We start from the raw sequence: 15,133 nt of genomic DNA on the forward strand, positions 1-15,133 counted from the left end.
GTCGGATGGGACGGTGAGGGCGGCGGCCGCGGGCTTGAGCATGATCGAGGAACATCGTGGGCTGGCGGCCTTGCGGAATGCGGCCGATACGCTCGAAGGGGGGCTGGCGCGACGCGGCGCGGACGGAGAGGATGGCCCCTCATCCCCCTGCCGGAACCTTCCTCGCGCAGGCGGGGAGAAGGCGCGTGAGGGTCGAACGACGGGCGCGTCACAAGCGCTTTCGGATGCCACGAAGCGGATCGTTCTCGACAATCGACGGCGGCTCGGTGGCTGGCATTTGACCGCGCGGCTGGCGCAGACGCCGCCTGAGGGCGACTGGCGGGTGTGGCTGCTGATGGGCGGCCGCGGCTCCGGCAAGACGCGGGCCGGGGCGGAGTGGGTGCAGGATATCGCGCTCAAGCAGCCCGGCATCCGTATCGCGCTGGTGGCGGAAACGCTGGGCGATGCGCGCGAAGTGATGATCGACGGCGTCTCCGGCATCTGCCGGATCGCCGGGCGCGGCAGGCCGGAATTCGAGGCCTCGCGCCGGCGGCTCGTCTGGCCGAACGGCTCGATCGGGCAGATCTTCTCGTCCGAAGACCCGGAAAGCCTTCGCGGGCCGCAGTTTCATTTCGCCTGGTGCGACGAGCTCGGCAAGTGGAAACACGCGCAGGAGACCTGGGACATGCTGCAATTCGGCCTGCGCCTCGGCGCGGATCCGCGCGCGCTGGTGACGACGACGCCGCGGCCGGTGCCGCTGTTGCGGGCGCTTGCGGCCGATCGGGCGACGGCCGTGCAGCGCATCCGCACCGACGACAATATCGACAACCTGTCTCCCGGCTTCCTGCGCGCCATGGCCGACCGTTACGGCGGCACGCGGCTCGGCCGGCAGGAGCTGGACGGCGAGCTGATCGCCGACCGCGAGGACGCGCTGTGGAGCCGCGCGCGGCTGGAGGCGATCCGCCTTCGCAACCCCGGGCCGCTGTCGCGCATCGTCGTGGCTGTCGATCCGCCGGCGACGGCGTCTACGGCCTCGGTCTGCGGCATCGTCGCGGCGGGGCTCGACCAGACCGGGCGCGCCGTCGTGCTGGCCGACTGCTCGGTGACGGGCGCAAGCCCGGCGGGCTGGGCCGGTGCCGTGGTGCGCGCCTTCCGGCGCTTCGACGCCGACCGCGTCGTGGCGGAGGTGAACCAGGGCGGCGACATGGTGACGGCGATGCTGCGCAGTGTCGACGCCGACCTGCCGGTTTCGACGGTCCGGGCGACGCGCGGCAAATTCCTGCGCGCCGAGCCGGTGGCCGCCCTCTACGAACAGGGCCGTGTGGCCCATGCGACGGCCTTTGCCGAGCTGGAGGACCAGATGTGCGATTTCGGCCCGGACGGGCTGTCTTCCGGCCGCTCGCCGGACCGGCTCGATGCGCTCGTCTGGGCGCTGACGGCGCTGGTACTCGACCGGCAGGGCGAACCGCGCGTGCGGGGGATATGACGATGGTAATCGATCGCAAGGGCTTTTTCGACGGCGTGCGCGGGCCGCTCTATGGCGGGCGGCTGGCGCGCGCGCAGGTGGCCGGCATGACGGCGCTCATCGACCGTTTCGAAGCGGGCGGCGAGACGTACGGCGAAACGGGCGACCGGCGTTTCCTCGCCTATATGCTGGCGACGGCGCATCACGAGACGGGCGGGCGCATGCAGCCGGTGCGCGAGACCTTCGCGGCGAGCGACGACACCGCGATCGCCCGTCTCGACCGGGCCTTTGCCGAGGGCCACCTGCCGCAGGTCTCCGCGCCCTACTGGCGGCGCGACGCCGACGGGAGGACCTGGCTCGGGCGCGGGCTGGTCCAGATCACGCACCGGCGCAACTACGAGCGGCTGTCATCGCTGATCGGCGTCGATCTCGTGCAGCGCCCCGAGCGGGCGATGGAGATGGCGGTGTCGGTGGAAATCCTCGTCGTCGGCATGCTGCGCGGAGCCTTCACCGGCCGGCGGCTGGCCGACTGTTTTTCACCCGGCCGCGCCGACTGGATCGGCGCGCGGCGCATCATCAACGGACTGGACCGCGCCGAGCGCGTGGCGGGGTACGGGCGGGCGTTTTTCGCCGCGCTGGGCGGGTAGGCGGCGGCGGTACTGCCCCCCTCATCCGGCTGCCGCCACCTTCTCCCCGACGGGGAGAAGGGGATTGGGGGACCGTTTCCCGGAGAAACCGCCTTCAATGGCGAGGAAACCGTCTCAACCTGCTCCTTCGCCCCGCTTGCGGGGGGAAGGTCCCGGCAGGGGATGAGGGGCGCTTCCCTGCACGAACCGCATCTTGCAACGAACCGAGGGCATCATGAAACTGCCATCCATTTTCTCCCGACGGCGCGCGGCGCCGGCGGAAACCAAGGCGTCGGGCTTCTTCACGCTGACGGCCGAGGGGCGGGCGCACTGGTCGAGCCGGTCCTATGCCTCGCTGTCGCGCGAGGGCTTCATGAAGAACCCGATCGCGCATCGGGCGGTGCGGATGATCGCGGAGGCCGCCGCCTCGGTGCCCTGGCTTGCCTATGAGGGCGAGAGCGAGCGGCCGGGCGACGGGCGTCTTGCGCTGCTGTCCCGGCCGAACGGGCGCATGGCGGGCACGGATTTTTTCGAGACGCTCTACGGGCATCTGCTGCTTGCCGGCAATGCCTTCGTCGAGGGCGTGCGGGTGGGCGACGAGTTGCGCGAACTGCACCTCCTGCGGCCCGACCGGGTGCGCATCGTCGAGGGGCGCGACGGCTGGCCGGAAGCCTATGAATACCGCACCGGCAACCATGTGCGCCGGCACCGCGCGGGCGACGGGGCGGCGGGCGAGGGGCAGGCGATCCTGCATCTGCGGCTGTTTCACCCGCTCGACGACCAGCTCGGCTTCGCACCGCTCGAGGCCGCCTCCATGGCGCTCGATCTCTCCAATGCCGCGGCGATCTGGAACAAGGCGCTGCTCGACAATTCGGCGCGTCCCTCCGGTGCGCTCGTCTACCAGCCCAAGGAGGGCGGCAATCTTTCGCCCGACCAGTATGCGCGGCTGAAGAGCGAACTGGAGGACGGCTATTCGGGCGCGGCGCGTGCCGGGCGGCCGATGCTGCTGGAAGGCGGGCTCGACTGGAAGGCGATGGGGCTTTCGCCGCGCGAGATGGATTTCGTGGAGGCCAAGAACGGTGCGGCGCGCGACATCGCGCTCGCCTTCGGCGTGCCGCCCATGCTGATCGGCGTGCCCGGCGATGCGACCTACGCCAACTACCAGGAGGCCAACCGCGCCTTCTGGCGGCTGACGGTGCTGCCGCTGGTGAGCCGCACCGCCGCCGCCTTCGCCAACTGGTTCTCCGAGGAAGGCGAGGCCGCGCTACGGCTGGTGCCGGACCTCGATCAGGTGAGCGGCCTGGCGGCCGAACGCTCCGAACTGTGGGCGCGCGTGGGAGCGGCCGGTTTCCTGACGGACGAGGAGAAACGGCGGGCGGTGGGGTATTGAGGGGCGATGGGGCTGCCCTGTGATCGCTTGCGAGAGAGGTGCGGACGCGAAGAAGCGGTGGGCGGTGAGGTTTGAGGGTGCGGTGCACCCCCCTCTGCCCGGCAGGGCAGAGGGGGTGATCCTCCGAAAGCGCTCTAAAAATCAGTACGTTGCCCGCGGGACCTGAATCGTTTTGCCGCCATCCGGATTCAACATCTGAACGCGTTGAATCGGATTTCGAGGAAAGCGCACCAAGGGATTCAAAAGACTCAGCGTTCGCCGCGCCCGCTGCAGAGAAGCCGGCGTGTTCTCGGCCATTTGGCCGATGCTTCTGGATTTCAGAATAATCTGAAAGGCTTAACAATGGCTGACTTCGGAAACGACGGCGGGCTGTGGACGGCCCGCCTGGTCGGGGCGTCGGCGGGTGCCGCCGTCTCGTTGATCTACCTGCTGCCCAAAAGCCGTCGCGAGGCGGCGTGCCGGTTCTTCACCGGCCTTGCCTGCGGGCTCGTCTTCGGCGGTCCGGCCGGGCTGTGGATTGCCGTCCGCCTCGGCATCGCGAGCTATCTCGGGCCGGTGGAGGTGCTGTTGACCGGATCGGCTGCGGCAAGCCTCTCGGCCTGGTGGGGCCTCGGCGTCCTGGCGCGGGCGGCGGAGCGGATGAGGCAGTGAGGGAGCGAATAGCGAATGGCGAATAGCGAATAGGGGCCGGCAGGCGATGACCGGTCCGCCCCCCAATTCGCTACTCCCAATTCGCTATTCGCCCTTTCCCAATCCAAACATCGGAGCAACCCATGACAACCGACGACCTGCCGGTCTGGCGGACGAAGAAGTATGCCGATCTGACACTGGCCGGGGTTTCCGGCGACGGGGCGTTTTCGGGCTATGCGAGCCTGTTCGGCGAGGTGGACCTGGGCAAGGACGCGATTGCGCCCGGCGCCTTCGTGCAATCGCTCGCCAAGCGCGGCGCTTCGGGCGTGCGCATGCTCTTCCAGCACGATCCGGCCGAGCCCATCGGGCGCTGGCGCACCATCCGCGAGGACGAGCGCGGGCTTTACGTCGAGGGCGTGCTGTCGCCCGGCGTGGCGCGGGCCCGCGAGGTGCTGAACCTCATGAAGTCGGGCGCGCTCGACGGCCTTTCCATCGGTTTCCAGACGGTGCGCTCCCGGACCGACCGCTCGAGCGGCGTGCGGCGCATCCTGGAGGCCGATCTCTGGGAAATCTCGATCGTCACCTTTCCCATGCTGCCTTCGGCGCGGGTGTCGAACGTGAAGAATGCGCGGTGGTTCCGCGACAAGGAAACGGAGCTCGTGCGCACCATGCGCCGGGCGGCCCGGATGATGCAACGCTAACAGGAGCACAGCACGACATGACGCAGACACCGAAGACCGCGCCGGAAATCAAGGCCGTGCCGGAAACCATGACCGCCGCCTTCGACGACTTCATGGAGGCCTTCGAATCCTTCAAGGAGACCAACGACCGAAGGCTCGGCGAGATCGAGCAGAAACTGACCGCCGACGTGGTGACCCGCGAGAAGGTAGACCGCATCAACCGCGCCATGGACGACCACAAGCGCGTGCTCGACCAGCTGGCGCTGAAGAAGGCGCGGCCGGCGCTTGGCGGCATCGGCGCCGTCAGCCTGGAAGCGGCCGAGCACAAGGCGGCGTTCTCCGCCTATATGCGCCGCGGTGACGAAAGCGCCCTGCGCGCGCTGGACGAAAAGGCCATGTCGGTCGGCTCGGCGGCGGACGGTGGCTATCTCGTGCCGCCGGAAACCGACACCGAAATCGGCCGCCGGCTTTCCGCGGCATCGCCGATCCGGGCGCTCGCCACGGTGCGCCAGGTTTCGGGCGCGGTGCTGAAGAAGCCGTTTGCCACATCGGGCATGGCCTCCGGCTGGGTGTCCGAAACGGCCTCGCGGCCGCAGACCGGCACGGCGCAGCTTGCCGAACTCTCCTTCCCGACCATGGAACTCTACGCCATGCCGGCGGCGACGGCGGCCCTGCTCGACGATGCGGCGGTGGACGTGGAAAGCTGGATCGCGTCGGAGGTGGACATCGTCTTCGGCGAGCAGGAGGGCACCGCCTTCGTTTCCGGCGACGGCACCAACAAGCCGAAGGGTTTCCTCAGCTACACCAATGTGGCGGATGCCGCCTGGAGCTGGGGCAATATCGGCTATATCGCCACGGGGGCGGCCGGCGCCTTCAAGGCGAGCGGCCCGTCCGACACGCTGATCGACACGATCTATGCGCTGAAGGCGGGGCACCGGCAGAATGCCAGCTTCGTGATGAACCGCAAGACGCAAGCGGCGATCCGCAAGTTCAAGGATGCCGACGGCAACTATCTGTGGCGCCCGCCGGCAACGCCGGGCCAGGCCGCCTCGCTGATGGGCTTCGCCATCGCCGAGGCCGAGGACATGCCCGACGTGGCGGCCGACAGCTTCGCCATCGCCTTCGGCGATTTCCGTGCCGGCTATCTCGTCGTCGACCGCACGGGCGTGCGCGTGCTGCGCGATCCCTATTCGGCCAAGCCCTATGTGCTGTTCTACACGACCAAGCGCGTGGGCGGCGGCGTGCAGAACTTCGAGGCGATCAAGCTGGTGAAGTTCGCGGCGAGCTGAGGCTGCGGCCGCCAGCTTTTCCGCTCCCTCTCCCCGCTTGCGGGGAGAGGGTTGGGTGAGGGGCGATCCGGCTTGGGACCTGCCGTGGATTGCCCCTCATCCGGCTGCCGCCACCTTCTCCTCGCAAGCGGGGCGAAGGGGTTATGGGGCGCCGCTTTCCTTCCTGCAATTTCCCTCGCACCGGCGGTCGTCCCCTGCCGCCGGCGCCGGCGGGCGCGGTTCTTCCTCCCGGCCGCGCCCGCATCCCTTTCATCGCAAGAGGACGACCATGACCATAACCGAACTTCTGCCGCCTGCTGTCGAGCCGATCACGCTCGCCGAGGCGAAGGCGCATCTGCGCCTGGAGACCGGCGACGAGGATGCGCTGCTTGCAGCACTCATCCGCACCGCCCGCGACCATCTGGAAAGCGAGACGGGGCTCTGCCTCATCACGCGGACGCTGAGGCTTTATCTTGACGACTGGCCGGACGGACAGGTGATTCAGATTGCCAGAGGGCCGGTGCAAACCGTTGAAACCGTGACGGTTTACGATGAGCTGGGCGACCCGGTGGAGGTGGCGCTTGCAGGCGCCGTGCTCGACGGCACCGCCCGGCCGGCGCGGCTCCTCCTGCCGGACCGTCCGGAAACCAGGCGCGCGCTGAACGGCATCGAGATCGATTTCACCGCCGGCTTCGGTGAGAGCGGCGCTGATGTGCCCGATACGCTGAAGCGGGCGCTGCTGCTGCATGTGGCCACGATGTTCGAGCTGCGCGGCGTCGTCTCGCTGGACGACCAGCCGGGCGCGGTGCCGCAGGGCTACGACCGGCTCGTCGCACCCCATCGCCTGCGGAGGCTGTGATGACGAAACCCATCGACCCCGGCGCGCTGAGCGTGCGGCTGGTGCTGGAGCACCCGGTCGAGACGCCGGACGGGCAGGGCGGCGTGGAAACCGGGTTCGCGGCGCTCGCGACGCTCTGGGCGCGCATCGAGCCGGTATCGGCCGGCGCCGGCGAGGCGGCCGGCGCGCTGCAACGGCGGGTGACGCACCGGATCTGGCTGCGCGCGCGCGGCGATCTCGACGGCGGCATGCGGCTGCGCAAGGGCGCGCGCATCTTCGCGCTCGTCGCCTTCCGCGACCCGGACGAAACGGCGCGCTACACGCTCTGCGACTGCGAGGAGATGAGCCCATGAGCGCGGCATCGGCCCTGCAGAAGGCGATCTTCGGACGGCTTTCCGCCGATGCGGCGCTGACGGCGCTCGTCGGCCCCGGCGGCATTACAGATCGCCGGCTTTCGCAGCCGGCGGCGCCGCTTCTGGTGATCGCCGGCATCGACAGCGTCGATCATTCGACGGCGAGCGAGCCGGGCGAGCAGCACACGGTGCTGCTGGAGGCCTGGAGCGAGGCGGCGGGCCACAAGACGGTGCAGGCCATCGCGGCGGCGGTTCGCGCGGCCCTGCACGATGCGGCGCTCACACTGGACGGCCATCACCTCGTCTTCCTGCTGCACCTCGACACGCAGCTGCGGCGGGACGGCAAGTCGCGCTTCCACCGTGCCGAAATGCGCTTTCGGGCCGTGACGGAGCCCGTTCTCTAACAACGTTTCACGGAAAGGATCGGGCCATGGTGGCACAGAAGGGGCGGGATCTGCTGCTCAAAGTCGATAACGGGACGGGCTTTGCGACGGTTGCCGGGCTGCGCTCCAAGCGGCTGTCGTTCAACACGCAGCTCGTCGATGTGACGGACGCCGAATCGGCGGGACGCTGGCGGGAACTGCTGGGCGGGGCGGGTGTGCAGCGCGCGGCCATCTCCGGCAGCGGCATCTTCAAGGACCAGGCATCGGACGCGCTGGTGCGCTCGCTGTTCTTTGCCGGCACGATCATGCCGTGGCAGGTGGTGATCCCGGATTTCGGCAAGGTCTCCGGCGCCTTCCAGATCGCGGCGCTGGAATATTCCGGCGCGCATGACGGTGAGGTGGTCTTCGAGATCGCGCTGGAATCCGCGGGACAACTGACCTTCGAGGCGGTGTGATGGGCGCGCGGGCGAACCGCCATCGCGGCGAGATCGAAGCCGATCTCGACGGCGAGCGGCGGGTGCTGTGCCTGACGCTCGGCGCGCTGGCCGAACTGGAAACCGCCTTTGCCGTCGACAGCCTGACGGGGCTTGCCGAGCGCTTTTCATCGGGCCGGCTGAAGGCGGACGATCTGATCCGCATCATCGGCGCGGGGCTGCGCGGCGGCGGCAACCTGTTCAGCGACGAGGAGGTGGCGGCCATGGCGGTGGCGGAGGGGCTTGCGGGCTTCGCGCGCATTGCTGCCGAACTGCTGCAGGCGACCTTCGGCGGGGCGGCGCAAAACGAAAACCCTTGAGGGCCGCATCCGGCGCGTCCGGCGCAGCACCTGCCTTCCCCTGGGAGGCGGTGCTGCATGCCGGGCTGTGCCGCATGCGGCTTTCCGCACGCGACTTCTGGGCGATGACGCCGCGCGAGCTTGGCTTCGCGCTCGGCCTGCTGCGGCCCTCGGCGGTGGTGCCGGGGCGCGGGGCCTTGACCGCCCTCATGCAGGCCTTTCCCGACGAGATGGAGTGAGACATGGCGACTTCGGACGACAATGGACGATCCGCCTCGCTTGCCGACATGCGGCAGCAGGCCGAGGCGCTGACCGACGTCTTCGACGACCTGGAGGCGCGCTCGCGCTCCTTCGGCTTCGCGCTGACCTCGGCGCTGAAGGGCGCGGTGGTGGACGGACGCGGGCTGGACAGCGTGCTGCGCGGGCTGGCGCTGCGCATGAGCGACATCGCGCTTTCGGTGGGCCTGAAGCCGCTGGAAGGGTTGTTGTCGTCGGGCATTTCCAACCTGCTCGGCGGCGCGACGCCCTTTGCCAAGGGCGGCGTCGTGGCGGCGCCGACCTATTTCGGCAGCGGCGGCGGGCTTGGGCTGATGGGCGAGGCGGGGGCGGAAGCGATCCTGCCGCTGAAGCGCGGCCCGGACGGTTCGCTCGGCGTTGCCGCCGGCGGGGGCGGGGCGTCGCAGATCGTCTTCAACGTGACGACGCAGGATGCGGCAAGCTTCCGCAAATCCGAGGGACAGATCGCCGCCATGCTGACGCGTGCGGTGGGACGCGGGCAACGGAGTTTGTGAGCGTTCGGGAGCGGGAACCCTTCTTCCCGCAGGCTGGGAGAAGGGGCTGGGGGCGCGGGTTTGCCAGATCGCCGACGCGCATCGTTGGGGATGGCGTTGCTGTAACCGCCTCCCCTTTTGGGACAAGGCGGCAGTGCAGCCATATTCTTTGGAGATATCCGGATGGCAGGATTTCATGATGTGCGGTTTCCGTTGCGCGTCGCGCTCGGCACGAGCGGCGGGCCGGTGCGGCGCACGGATATCGTCAGCCTTTCCAACGGGCGCGAGAACCGCAACCGCCGCTGGCAGGATGCACGCCGGCGCTACGACGCCGGCTCGGGCGTGCGCTCCGTGGACGATCTCTACGCGGTGCTGAACTTCTTCGAGGCGCGGGCCGGGCAGTTCAACGGGTTCCGCTTCCGCGATCCCGTCGACCACAAGTCCTGCGCGCCCGGCGCGACCGTGAGCGCGAGCGACCAGTTGCTCGGCACCGCCGACGGGACGACCGCGATGTTCCGGCTGGTGAAGCGCTATGCGGATGCGGGCGGCGAGACGGTACGGCCGATCGAAAAACCCGTGGCGGGCACGGTGGTGGTCTCGGTGGCGGGTGCCGTGGTGCCGGCGGGCGACTATGTCGTCAACCACGCGGCCGGTCTCGTGACCTTCAAGCCGGACAGGATTCCGGCTGCGGGCGCGGTGCGGGCGGGCTTCGAATTCGACGTGCCGGTGCGCTTCGATACCGACCGGATCGACATCGACCTCGCGCAGTTCGATGCGGGTCGCATCCCGTCCATCCCGCTGGTGGAGATCAGGCCATGAGGACGGTCCCGGCAGGGCTGCAGGCCCATCTCGACGGCGAGGCGACGACACTGTGCAACGCCTGGCGCGTCGTGCGCCGCGACGGCGTCGTTCTCGGCTTTACGGATCATGACCGCGACCTTGACTTCGACGGCCTCACCTATCTCGCGGCAAGCGGCTTCGAGGCGAGCGAGACGGAGGACGGCAACGGCCTTTCCGCCGAGGGCGGCGATGTCTCCGGCGGCTTTTCGGCGGATGCGATCACGGCGGAGGACCTGTCGGCCGGGCGCTATGACGGCGCGAAGGTCGAGGTCTTCCTGGTCAACTGGCAGGCGACCGGGCAGCGGCTCCTTCTGCGCACCGCCGAGCTTGGCGAAGTGCGCCGCGAGGGCGGGCTTTTCCGCGCCGAGCTTCGGCGCCTGACCCACACGCTCGATCAGGTGAAGGGCCGCATCTATGGCCGCCAGTGCGACGCCGTGCTGGGCGATGCGCGCTGCGGCGTCAATCTCGCCGCCTATCGCGCGACCGCGACGGTCAGCGCGGTCACGGATGACATGCACATCGAGGTGACCGGCCTTTCGGGTTTCGCGGAGCGTTTCTTCCGCTACGGCGTGCTTTCCTTCACCGGCGGGGCCGCGGCCGGGCTTTCGGCCGATATCGAGGATCACCGCAAGGCGGCCGGTGCCGATTCTCTCACGCTCTGGCTGCCCATGGCGGCGGGTGTGGCCGCCGGCGATACGCTGCAGGTGACGGCTGGCTGCGACAAGCGCTTTTCCACCTGCAAGGCGAAATTCAACAACCGGCTGAACTTCCAGGGTTTTCCCCATATGCCGGGCAGCGATTTCAGCTACGGCTATGCCGACGGCCAGACGGTGCATGACGGGAGGCCGCTCTATGGCTGACGATTTCGGCGACCGGGTCGTGGCCGTGGCGCGCGGTTTCATCGGCACGCCCTACCGGCATCAGGGATCGCGGAAGGGCGTCGGCTGCGATTGCCTCGGGCTGGTGCGCGGCGTCTGGCGCGAACTCTACGGCGCCGAGCCGGAGGTGCCGGCGCCCTATGCGCCCGACTGGGCGGAGCGGGCCGGCGAGGAGCGGTTGCTGCTCGCCGCCGCGCGGCACTGCGGGCCGGCGCTGCCGGCCTCGACGCTCAGGCCGGGCGATCTCCTTATCTTCCGCTGGCAGGAGGGAGTGGCGGCCAAGCATGCCGGCATCGCCGCGCCGGATGCGCGCTTCATTCATGCCTATGAGCAGGCGGCGGTGATCGAATCGCCGCTCATTCCCTCCTGGCGCCGGCGCATCGCCGGCGTCTTCCGTTTCCCGGAGCTTTCCTGATCCATGGCGACCATTCTCTTTCAGGCTGCGGGTGCGGCCCTCGGCGGCGTGTTCGGTCCCGTCGGCGCCATCGTCGGCCGTGCCGTCGGTGCGCTCGCGGGCTCCATCGTGGACCGCTCCCTCATCAACGGTTCGAAGACGATCACCGGCCCGCGGCTGGGCGATGCGCGCCTGCCGGGCGCCGACGAGGGCACGGCGATCGGCCGCGTCTACGGCACGATGCGGGTGGGCGGCACGCTGATCTGGGCGACGCGCTTCGAGGAGGAGGTGTCGGTCGAGCGGCAGGGCGGCAAGGGCCGCGGACCGCGCGTCGAGACCTATCGCTACTATGCGAACCTCGCGGTCGGCATCTGTGAAGGGCCGATCGCGGCGGTGCGCCGCGTGTGGGCCGACGGCCGCGAACTCGACCTGCGCTCCGTCGAGATGCGCATCCACAAGGGCACCCGCACGCAGCAGCCCGATCCTCTGATCGAGGCCAAGCAGGGCGCCGGCAACACGCCGGCCTATCGCGGGCTCGCCTATGCGGTGTTCGAACGGCTGCCGCTCGACAGCTACGGCAACCGCCTGCCGGTGCTGCAATTCGAGGTGCTGCGGCCGGTCGGCGCGCTGGAAACCGATATTCGCGCGGTCACGATCATTCCCGGCTCGAGCGAACACGGCTACGATCCCGGCCTGGTGACGGAGAACTTCGGCAACGGCTCGGCGCGCCATGTCAACCGCAACACGCTGACCGCTTCCACCGACTGGCAGGCCTCCATCGACGAACTCCAGGCGCTGTGTCCCAACCTCAAGCGCGTCGGGCTGGTGGTGGGGTGGTTCGGCACGGACCTGCGGGCAGGCCAGTGCCGGATCGTGCCGGGCGTCGAGGTTTCCACGCGCGGGCAGGAAACGCGGCCCTGGCGTGTTTCGGGCATTTTGCGCGGCAACGCCCATGTGGTGAGCCGCAACGGCGGCTCGCCTGCCTATGGCGGCACACCGTCCGATGCCGGCGTGATCGCGGCGATCCGCAATCTGAAGGCGCGCGGGCTGGAGGTCTATCTCTACCCCTTCCTTCTGATGGATGTTCCCACCGACAATACCTTGCCGGATCCCTATGGCGCGGCCCGGCAGGCGCCCTATCCCTGGCGCGGCCGCATCACCTGTTATCCACCGGGCGCCGACAAGACGAACGCCGCGCGCAGCCAGGTGCAGGCGTTCCTCGGCAACGCGCAGGCCGGTCACTTCTCGGTCTCAGGCGAGACGGTCACGGGACCGGCCGGCGACAGCGGTTTTCGCCGGCTGATCCTGCATTACGCGCATCTGGCCGAAGTGGCGGGCGGCGTGCACGGCTTCCTCATCGGGTCGGAGATGCGCGGCCTCACCTGGCTGCGCGACGCGGCCGGGCGCTTTCCCTTCGTCGACGGCCTCTGCGACCTGGCGGCCGACGTGCGCGCGGTGCTGCGCGCCGGCACGAAGATCACCTATGCGGCCGACTGGAGCGAGTATTTCGGTTTCCAGCCGGGCGATGGCAGCGGCGAGGTGCGCTATCACCTCGATCCGCTCTGGGCCTCGCCTGCCATCGACGCCGTCGGCATCGACAACTATATGCCGCTTTCCGACTGGCAGGACAGCGACACCGTCGCCGGCAATCCGGACGGCTTCCGCCATGCGGAGGATGCGGCAGCCATGCGCGCCCATATCACGAGCGGCGAGGGTTTCGACTGGTACTATGCCAGCGCCGCCGACCGCCGCACTCGCAACCGCACACCGATCACCGACGGCATGGCAGGCAAACCCTGGGTGTACCGCTACAAGGACATCGAAAGCTGGTGGGCGAACCGCCATTACGAGCGCGGCCCCGGCGGCACCGAGCTTGCCAGTCCGACGGCGTGGCTGCCGCGCTCCAAGCCCATCTGGTTCACGGAGCTCGGCTGCCCGGCCGTGGACAAGGGCGCGAACCAGCCCAATGTCTTCGTCGATCCGAAAAGCGCGGAAAACGCGCTGCCCTATCATTCGGGCGGTGCGCGCGCCGATTCGATCCAGCGCCGCTTCCTCGATGCGCATCACGGCTGGTGGCAGGGGCCCGGCCCGGAACCCGGCATGGTCGATCCCGGGCGCATCTTCCTGTGGACCTGGGATGCGCGGCCCTATCCGGCCTTCCCGCAAAAAACCGGGCTCTGGTCCGACGGCAGCAACTGGCAGCGCGGCCACTGGCTGAGCGGGCGGCTCGGCGCCGGCACCGTCGCCGACGTCATCGCCGCCATCCTGCGCGACCACGGCTTCGAGGATTTCGACGTGTCGGGCGTTTCCGGCGACCTGCCGGGCTTCGTGCAGGGCGAGCAGGCTTCGGCGCGGTCGATGATCGAGCCGATCATGGCGGCGTTCCAGATCGACGCGCTGGAGGCGAACGGGCGGCTGACCTTCCGCTCGCGGCTGAAATCCGCGCTGCCGGCCGATGACCTCGACGTGCTGGCCGAGCGGCCGGACGAGGCGCTGTTCGAGGAAAGCCGCGCGCATATCAGCGAATTTGCCGGCGAAGCGATCCTCGATCACTTCGACGATGCCGGCGCCTATGCGCATGCCACGACGCGCTCGCGCCGCATGGCGGGCGGCACGGACCGGGTGTTGCGGCTCGGCCTGCCGGCCGTGCTGCATGCGGGAGCGGCCGCCTCGGCGGTGGAAACGGCCTTGCGCGACCACCGGGCGGCGCAACGGCGGGTGACATTCCGTCTGCCGCCGACGGCGCTCGACATCACGCCCGGCGATGTCGTGCGGCTGGCGGACGGACCGGCAGGCCGTTTCCTGATCACCGACATCACCGACGGGTTGGTGCGTGAGGTGGAGGCGCGGGCGATCGCCGCCGGCGACGCCGGCGCACCGACGCTGGGCGAGGGCGGCGCGGACCCGGTGAACGGTCCGGGCCCGTCGGATGCCTTCGCGCCCGAGATCGTCCTGCTCGACCTGCCGGTTCTCGGCTCCGGCGGCGCGCAGGATTTCGCGCGTGTCGCGGCCTATGCCAAGCCGTGGCGCGCCATGGTCGTCTCCAGTTCCGAGGGGCTGGAAGGGTTCAGGCCGCGGGTGCGGCTGGACAGGCCCGCACGAATCGGCCGGCTCGTCGAGCCGCTCGCGCCAGGGCCGGTGGGACTGTTCGACCTCGCCAATGTCATCGTCCTCGATCTGCCGGGCGGCGAGCTTGCCTCGGCCGATACCGTCAGCGTGCTCAACGGCGCGAATCGCATCGCCGTGCGGGGTGAAAACGGGGCATGGGAGGTGATCGGCTTCCAGGAGGCGAGCGAAATCGCCGCCGCCCGCTGGCGGCTCTCGGGCCTTTTGCGCGCCCTGCACGGCACGGAGGACGTTATGCTCTCGGGCCACGCCATGGACACGCAGGCGGTGGTGCTGGACGAGACGGTGCGGCCGCTCGGGCTCGATGTCGAGGAGGTAGGACGGCTCTCCAACTGGATCGTCGATGCCGTGGGCAGCCCGGAAGGCCAGGCCGGCCCCTATGCCTTTGCCGGCGGCGAACGCGCGCTGACGCCGCTCGCTCCGGTGCATCTGCGCGGCGAACGTGGGCCGGACGGCGCGGCGCGCTTTTCCTGGACACGGCGCGGGCGGATCGATTCGGACACCTGGCTTGCGACGGACATCCCGCTCGACGAGCCGAACGAGGCCTATCGCCTCGATATCCTCTCCGGTTCCACGGTGGTGCGGCGCTTCGAGGTGACGGCGCCGGCCTGCCTTTATCCATCTGCCAGCGAACTTGCCGATTTCGGCGCCGCGCAGGCGTCGATCACCATTCGTGTGCACCAGCTTGGCCGGGCAATCCCGCTCGGCCTTGCCGCGCAGGCAACCCTGAACCTCTAGGAG

The 15,133-nt window shown here is 69.4% G+C and carries 17 protein-coding genes; all 17 read left to right on the plus strand.

The window, feature by feature from the left end:
• Positions 1 to 40: 40 nt before the first annotated feature.
• The 17 genes from B5M41_RS09560 (at position 41) to B5M41_RS09640 (ending at position 15,130) form a co-directional block, all read left to right on the plus strand.
• Entirely contained in the window at positions 41 to 1,465 is a 1,425-nt protein-coding gene (locus tag B5M41_RS09560; protein ID WP_230640036.1) for a DNA-packaging protein, read from the plus strand.
• Between the two features lie 2 nt (positions 1,466 to 1,467).
• A complete protein-coding gene (locus B5M41_RS09565) occupies positions 1,468 to 2,091 on the plus strand; it encodes a glycoside hydrolase family 19 protein (RefSeq protein WP_134647585.1) in 624 nt (207 codons plus the stop codon).
• Positions 2,092 to 2,305: 214 nt separating this feature from the next.
• Positions 2,306 to 3,460, plus strand: a complete 1,155-nt coding sequence (locus B5M41_RS09570) for a phage portal protein (RefSeq protein ID WP_134647582.1) — start codon at positions 2,306 to 2,308, stop codon at positions 3,458 to 3,460.
• A gap of 342 nt (positions 3,461 to 3,802) precedes the next feature.
• On the plus strand, positions 3,803 to 4,111 hold the full coding sequence (locus B5M41_RS09575) for a DUF6107 family protein (protein WP_134647580.1): 309 nt from the start codon (positions 3,803 to 3,805) through the stop codon (positions 4,109 to 4,111).
• A 122-nt stretch (positions 4,112 to 4,233) separates the two neighbouring features.
• A complete protein-coding gene (locus tag B5M41_RS09580; protein WP_134647578.1) occupies positions 4,234 to 4,791 on the plus strand; it encodes an HK97 family phage prohead protease in 558 nt (185 codons plus the stop codon).
• Between the two features lie 17 nt (positions 4,792 to 4,808).
• Positions 4,809 to 6,059 (plus strand): phage major capsid protein, encoded by a 1,251-nt coding sequence (locus B5M41_RS09585; RefSeq protein ID WP_134647576.1) that lies wholly within the window; start codon positions 4,809 to 4,811, stop codon positions 6,057 to 6,059.
• Positions 6,060 to 6,327: 268 nt separating this feature from the next.
• On the plus strand, positions 6,328 to 6,897 hold the full coding sequence (locus B5M41_RS09590; RefSeq protein ID WP_134647573.1) for a head-tail connector protein: 570 nt from the start codon (positions 6,328 to 6,330) through the stop codon (positions 6,895 to 6,897).
• On the plus strand, positions 6,897 to 7,229 hold the full coding sequence (locus B5M41_RS09595) for a phage head closure protein (RefSeq protein ID WP_134647571.1): 333 nt from the start codon (positions 6,897 to 6,899) through the stop codon (positions 7,227 to 7,229). The genes B5M41_RS09590 and B5M41_RS09595 overlap by 1 nt, the downstream gene beginning before the upstream one ends.
• Entirely contained in the window at positions 7,226 to 7,633 is a 408-nt protein-coding gene (locus B5M41_RS09600; protein WP_134647569.1) for a DUF3168 domain-containing protein, read from the plus strand. Before B5M41_RS09595 ends, B5M41_RS09600 begins: the two co-directional genes overlap by 4 nt.
• A 26-nt stretch (positions 7,634 to 7,659) precedes the next feature.
• A complete protein-coding gene (locus B5M41_RS09605) occupies positions 7,660 to 8,067 on the plus strand; it encodes a phage major tail protein, TP901-1 family (protein WP_134647567.1) in 408 nt (135 codons plus the stop codon).
• Positions 8,067 to 8,405, plus strand: coding sequence for a gene transfer agent family protein (locus tag B5M41_RS09610; protein ID WP_134647565.1), 339 nt, complete (start codon positions 8,067 to 8,069; stop codon positions 8,403 to 8,405). Before B5M41_RS09605 ends, B5M41_RS09610 begins: the two co-directional genes overlap by 1 nt.
• Positions 8,402 to 8,623, plus strand: a complete 222-nt coding sequence (locus tag B5M41_RS09615; RefSeq protein ID WP_134647563.1) for a rcc01693 family protein — start codon at positions 8,402 to 8,404, stop codon at positions 8,621 to 8,623. Before B5M41_RS09610 ends, B5M41_RS09615 begins: the two co-directional genes overlap by 4 nt.
• A 48-nt stretch (positions 8,624 to 8,671) precedes the next feature.
• Positions 8,672 to 9,175 carry a phage tail tape measure protein gene (locus B5M41_RS09620; RefSeq protein WP_230640056.1) on the plus strand — a complete coding sequence of 168 codons (504 nt, stop codon included), beginning with the start codon at positions 8,672 to 8,674 and terminating at the stop codon, positions 9,173 to 9,175.
• A 162-nt stretch (positions 9,176 to 9,337) separates the two neighbouring features.
• On the plus strand, positions 9,338 to 9,973 hold the full coding sequence (locus tag B5M41_RS09625) for a DUF2460 domain-containing protein (protein ID WP_134647559.1): 636 nt from the start codon (positions 9,338 to 9,340) through the stop codon (positions 9,971 to 9,973).
• Positions 9,970 to 10,854 carry a DUF2163 domain-containing protein gene (locus B5M41_RS09630; RefSeq protein WP_134647557.1) on the plus strand — a complete coding sequence of 295 codons (885 nt, stop codon included), beginning with the start codon at positions 9,970 to 9,972 and terminating at the stop codon, positions 10,852 to 10,854. Before B5M41_RS09625 ends, B5M41_RS09630 begins: the two co-directional genes overlap by 4 nt.
• Positions 10,847 to 11,287: an NlpC/P60 family protein gene (locus B5M41_RS09635; RefSeq protein WP_134647555.1), complete on the plus strand. Its 441-nt coding sequence runs from the start codon at positions 10,847 to 10,849 to the stop codon at positions 11,285 to 11,287. The genes B5M41_RS09630 and B5M41_RS09635 overlap by 8 nt, the downstream gene beginning before the upstream one ends.
• A gap of 3 nt (positions 11,288 to 11,290) precedes the next feature.
• Positions 11,291 to 15,130 (plus strand): baseplate multidomain protein megatron, encoded by a 3,840-nt coding sequence (locus tag B5M41_RS09640; protein ID WP_134647553.1) that lies wholly within the window; start codon positions 11,291 to 11,293, stop codon positions 15,128 to 15,130.
• The last annotated feature ends 3 nt before the right edge of the window (positions 15,131 to 15,133 follow it).

The organism is Shinella sumterensis (assembly GCF_004514425.2).
Lineage (GTDB): Bacteria > Pseudomonadota > Alphaproteobacteria > Rhizobiales > Rhizobiaceae > Shinella > Shinella sumterensis.

Coding starts and splice junctions, on each gene's coding strand:
- B5M41_RS09560 (WP_230640036.1), top strand. CDS start 41: ATGATCGAGGAACATCGTGGGCTGGCGGCCTTGCGGAATGCGGCCGAT.
- B5M41_RS09565 (WP_134647585.1), top strand. CDS start 1,468: ATGGTAATCGATCGCAAGGGCTTTTTCGACGGCGTGCGCGGGCCGCTC.
- B5M41_RS09570 (WP_134647582.1), top strand. CDS start 2,306: ATGAAACTGCCATCCATTTTCTCCCGACGGCGCGCGGCGCCGGCGGAA.
- B5M41_RS09575 (WP_134647580.1), top strand. CDS start 3,803: ATGGCTGACTTCGGAAACGACGGCGGGCTGTGGACGGCCCGCCTGGTC.
- B5M41_RS09580 (WP_134647578.1), top strand. CDS start 4,234: ATGACAACCGACGACCTGCCGGTCTGGCGGACGAAGAAGTATGCCGAT.
- B5M41_RS09585 (WP_134647576.1), top strand. CDS start 4,809: ATGACGCAGACACCGAAGACCGCGCCGGAAATCAAGGCCGTGCCGGAA.
- B5M41_RS09590 (WP_134647573.1), top strand. CDS start 6,328: ATGACCATAACCGAACTTCTGCCGCCTGCTGTCGAGCCGATCACGCTC.
- B5M41_RS09595 (WP_134647571.1), top strand. CDS start 6,897: ATGACGAAACCCATCGACCCCGGCGCGCTGAGCGTGCGGCTGGTGCTG.
- B5M41_RS09600 (WP_134647569.1), top strand. CDS start 7,226: ATGAGCGCGGCATCGGCCCTGCAGAAGGCGATCTTCGGACGGCTTTCC.
- B5M41_RS09605 (WP_134647567.1), top strand. CDS start 7,660: ATGGTGGCACAGAAGGGGCGGGATCTGCTGCTCAAAGTCGATAACGGG.
- B5M41_RS09610 (WP_134647565.1), top strand. CDS start 8,067: ATGGGCGCGCGGGCGAACCGCCATCGCGGCGAGATCGAAGCCGATCTC.
- B5M41_RS09620 (WP_230640056.1), top strand. CDS start 8,672: ATGCGGCAGCAGGCCGAGGCGCTGACCGACGTCTTCGACGACCTGGAG.
- B5M41_RS09625 (WP_134647559.1), top strand. CDS start 9,338: ATGGCAGGATTTCATGATGTGCGGTTTCCGTTGCGCGTCGCGCTCGGC.
- B5M41_RS09630 (WP_134647557.1), top strand. CDS start 9,970: ATGAGGACGGTCCCGGCAGGGCTGCAGGCCCATCTCGACGGCGAGGCG.
- B5M41_RS09635 (WP_134647555.1), top strand. CDS start 10,847: ATGGCTGACGATTTCGGCGACCGGGTCGTGGCCGTGGCGCGCGGTTTC.
- B5M41_RS09640 (WP_134647553.1), top strand. CDS start 11,291: ATGGCGACCATTCTCTTTCAGGCTGCGGGTGCGGCCCTCGGCGGCGTG.